This window comes from Rubritalea tangerina (assembly GCF_042683245.1).
In the GTDB taxonomy this organism is placed as follows: Bacteria; Verrucomicrobiota; Verrucomicrobiia; order Verrucomicrobiales; family Akkermansiaceae; genus Rubritalea; species Rubritalea tangerina.
Genome location: NZ_JBHUJB010000085.1, coordinates 1 through 4,578 on the forward strand (window position 1 = coordinate 1; position 4,578 = coordinate 4,578).

3 protein-coding genes are annotated in these 4,578 nt (G+C 42.9%); all 3 read left to right on the forward strand.

What is annotated here, in order from left to right:
• Positions 1–121: 121 nt before the first annotated feature.
• Positions 122–943 (forward strand): hypothetical protein, encoded by an 822-nt coding sequence (locus ACFSW8_RS17070; protein ID WP_377178848.1) that lies wholly within the window; start codon positions 122–124, stop codon positions 941–943.
• A 181-nt stretch (positions 944–1,124) separates the two neighbouring features.
• The gene (locus ACFSW8_RS17075) at positions 1,125–3,773 is read left to right on the forward strand and encodes an RHS repeat domain-containing protein (protein ID WP_377178850.1); all 2,649 of its coding nucleotides are present in this window, start codon (positions 1,125–1,127) and stop codon (positions 3,771–3,773) included.
• A 55-nt stretch (positions 3,774–3,828) separates the two neighbouring features.
• Complete coding sequence (locus tag ACFSW8_RS17080; RefSeq protein WP_377178852.1) at positions 3,829–4,245, forward strand: hypothetical protein; 417 nt, start codon at positions 3,829–3,831, stop codon at positions 4,243–4,245.
• Positions 4,246–4,578: the final 333 nt, after the last annotated feature.

Consider the following 4,578-nt stretch of genomic DNA (forward strand, 5'->3'; position numbering starts at 1 on the left):
AAGCCTATCCGACTTTTCCTGACTACTTTAAAACACCGAAAAACCGCTTAAGTCCGTGCCATTCGTGTCAGTCTTATTGTGATGGAGGTGAAGAAAGTGAACTTGAAGATGTGATAATGCGATGAAAATATTGATATTGATAGGTAAGCTTCTGATAGCTATTCCCGTGCTTGTTTCATGTGAAGACAAGCACGAAAAACCTGGAATAGTAGCTACTAACAGATCTCTCGTTGATGATTATAAGGTAGCAGCTGACACGCTTGATTTTGTATTATTGTCTAAAGCTGTTACACCTATTGATTCAGAGGTGTGGAGTGATAAAAATAAAGAGCTTTTGAGGGCTATAGTTTATGACTGCCATGCACATTTATATATCACTGGTAGACTTTCTATGTTTACAGAGAAATCTCATGTAAGTCCTAATATATTCAATTTAGAGAGTAGGAAACTATCCCCTAGTGTAATTTCTAATATTCAAAGTATTGTTGGTGATGAGTTGAGTAAATTACGACATCAAGATGAAAAATATCAGAGTCATTCAACACTGATAGATTATAGTGTAAATATTATTTCATCTTTTCAAAAATTGTCAGAAATGAATGATATCTCGATTCAGATAGCTCAACCAGTCTTAGATCAGATTCATCGTCAAATGGCTTGGGTTTTCACAGGTTTGTCTAAAGCGGGAGTTAACGGCAATAACTCTGAAATTTATGGGTATATGGTAAAACAGTTAGATGATGATACATATCTATCTATTTTGAACGCATTAGAATTAGCAGCTGAATATAACAATTCTTCGAAAAATATTTGGGGAGAAGAGTATGAATACCTATCCCATAGTGTTTTTGGTTATAAGTCAATGGAGTCAAAGGATAAGTTAGAGAATTTTTTTAAAAAATCGATAATTGATTTTAAAGAGGCTCGCGCATTAAAAAACTAGCAATACTCAACCATAGCAGTACGTAAATGTTACGCGCTAAATTCACATCGCATGATATTTCCAAATTGATGTCGTAGAATTTTGGTCGGATTACCACGCTTTCATCAGAATTAAAACAATTAGACACACAAAATATGAAGGAGGTAGATGAGTGAAGCTTTGCAGCGTGCGGAAGTCTTCTATGGCAGGTAGCTTCTCTTTCCGCGCTTACGATGCGAACTCAAATGTAGTGAGCACCCGTGACCCTAACGGGCTTGGACAAGATTGTACTTTCGATGCGCTCAACCGCGATGTCACATGCGCCGACCTTCAGGAGCAGGCTGATGGGGTGGACCGCTACAAGCTCTACAATGCGGCATCCCAGGTCATTTCTTCTGCGGATGCGCAAGGCAATGTCACAACGCAGAGCTATGACGCGCGCAACCGCTTAGTTTCGACAACGGACCCGAATCAAATCGTTGTCGACTACACCTACGATGCCAATAGTAACCTCACGAGCCTCAATGATGGCAATGGCAATACCCGTACTTGGGAATACAATGCACGCAACCTGAAGTCGCGTAAGACGAACCCAACACCTAACGATGTGTTAGATTATGCCTACGATGCGCTTCGTCGTCTCACGCTCAAGATCGACCAAGACAATCACCATCACATCAGCGAGTACGACATGGCATCGCGCCTTGAGAAGCGCGTCTACAAGACTGGCGGAACAATCACAGAGAGTGAAGACACCTTCACTTACGATGGAGCTTCACGCCTCCTCTCTTCTACTAAGGGGCGCTACAATGTGACGACGGCACATACCTATGCAGCCGATAGCTCACCACTCAGTGAGACCATCAGCTACCAAGGCAAAACCTACACCACGGCACGTACGTACGATGCCGCAAATCGACCCATCAGCCAAACCTTCCAAGACGGCAAGGTGCAAACATGGGTGTACGATGCGCGTAATCTCGTGGCATCTAGCAGCTATGAGGGAGAAAGCATTTTCACCCAAACTCAAGACGATGGCTACCGTCTCACCCATCAAACTCTCGGAAATGGGCTGACACACAGCATCACCTATGGTAGAAGCGATCATCTTCGTACCTTTGATTTCGTGCTCGATGGTACGCAATCCATTGAAGATCTCGAATTGAGCTATAGCTACGCCGTGGACAAACAAATTACAGCCGAGACCGTTGCAGGGGGAGTCATGCAAGACGCATCCTTCACCGCGAGCTATGATAGCGGCAATCGAGTCACAGGCTGGAACCGCACAGGTGCTATCGACACCAACAGCCCTGAATCACAGAGCTGGAACTACGACGATGCAGGCAACTGGACATCCACCACGATTGATGGAACTGTGCAAAACCGTAGCCACAATGACGACAACGAACTCACTGCTGTCGCTGGCAATAACACGGCTCTCGATGACCGTGGCAACCTCACCGAGGATGACCAAGGTAATGTGTACATCTACGATTTAGACAATCGCCTCAAGCGCGTTGAATTGGACAACAATACTGACGTCGACATGGTTTACGACGCACTTGGACGTAGAGTTCTGATAGATAATGGAAGTGATGAAACCTTCTTTACTTGGTGGGGTGACCAAGAAGTGGCTGAGCACGAGCATAACAGTACTCAGAGCACAGTTCAGAATGACCTCTGGGCTCATCCGACGGCACTCAACACCATCATCGCAAGAGCAGTAGAAGGCAGTAAGTTCAAGATGGAGTGGTACCACAAAAACTACCTCGACCATGTGTACGCTGTCTCAGACGACTCAGGAGACATCCTCGAGCACTACCGTTATAATGCCTTTGGTGAAGTGGAAGTCTACAACACCTCAGAGAATGAGTTAGCAACAGGTGCTATCGACAACAAAGTGACTTGGAATAGCCGTCGCTACGATAGCGATACCAAGCTGCATTACTACAAATACAGACACTATAATCCAGCACTTGGAAGATGGCTCAGCCGTGATCCGATTGAGGAAGAGGGAGGAGTGAATTTGTATGGGTTTGTTGGAAATGATGTGGTAAATAAAACAGATGTTTTCGGTTTATGGAAAAGGGTAAAAGGATCAAGCCATACATGGTGTGCAGAAGAAGGAGATACACTAAGTTCTCTTGCGTCTAAGGGAGAATATGGCGGTAATGCTGCAAATTGGTCCTGTTTGTGGCCGACTAATGATACTCAAGATCATGGATATCCAAACACTATTCAACCTGGTGACAAGTATGATGCCACAAATTTGGTGACACCGTGTAGCGAGAATAAATTACATATCACCACACACGGAGAAAGACTAAGGAGAGGGCAAGAAGGGGCTTATGGAATAACCTTAACTCGTGTGCCTCCGTCTGAAATTGCTGAGAAAATCAGAACGGCATCAGGAGAGGGTTCATCTCCAATTAGTTATATGTTTCTTGGTGGTCATGGAATATTCATGAACGGTATTAGTCTAGGTATTGGCTCTAGTTCAGCACAGTTTGCAACTGGTGATTTATTAGCCCTTGAAAAAAAACCAACCTTCGTTAGAGCTCAAAACATGAATGGTCCAGTTAGATGCTGGTTCTGTAGAGATTCCATTGTTCGATTCACAGCTTGCAAATCATATATTCTAGCGCAATCTTTTGCCAGAAAAGTGCTCAGGAGAGGCGCTTCATCGTGGGGAACAAGACATACAATTAGGCATAACTATATTTCGGGGAATAGAAATTTCCCAGATGGATATTATCTTGAGTATGAAGATGTAAATGGGAATGTGGTAAAAACTAGAGTAGGTGCTTCTATTTACTCAAAGACTTGGGTTAGATATCATGGTGAGTTGTAAATGTATGCAGTACTTATCAGTTTTTTTCTGTTTATTGTTGGGTATTTTTTTTCTTGTGAGTGATCGAGATAAGAGTGATCTTCTATACCATGTTGATTTGGGATTGAAAGATGCCAACTATAATGAAGGGCGTATTGAATGTGATCTGTTTTTTGAAAATAAAAGTGATGTAGACATCTATATTAGCCCATGCGGTATTGAATATGAAAAGGGTTTAGCAGGGGCTCTTTTTTTGGACGAAAAAGTATATATAATGGGCAATTATAAGCTTCCTCGAATGATTCCTGCGGAGAGTAGGGTTACATTTAGCTATTCTTTCCTACCTCATTCCAAAGTCACAGATAATTCTACAATAAGAGCATCGATAGGCATTATGGCATGGAGAAAAAAGGGAGACTCAATAAGTTGGATAGAAAAGAGTGAGGGGTGGCAGCTAGATACTGACACAAAGGCTGTCAGAATAGTTCAATAGGTGTTAAAAACCGAATTGTCATCGCGTCGGATTATCACTTTGTCATCGGCTTATCTGTGTCAACTTTTGATTATGATTCCACTTTGTCGTCATAATTTCTGTTAGGGGTTTTGTGGAACATTTTTATACTCTGAAAACAATTAGACACACAAATTATGAAGGAGGTAGATGAGTAAAGCCTTGCAGCGTACGGAAGTCTTCTATGGCGGTAATTTCTCATTCCGCGCTTACGATGCGAACTCGAACCTGGTCAGCACCCGTGACCCTATGAGCTTCCCCACGGATTTCGGTCAGGGAGTGTCTAAATTATTGGTAGGTTAGTTAGGCGACTTT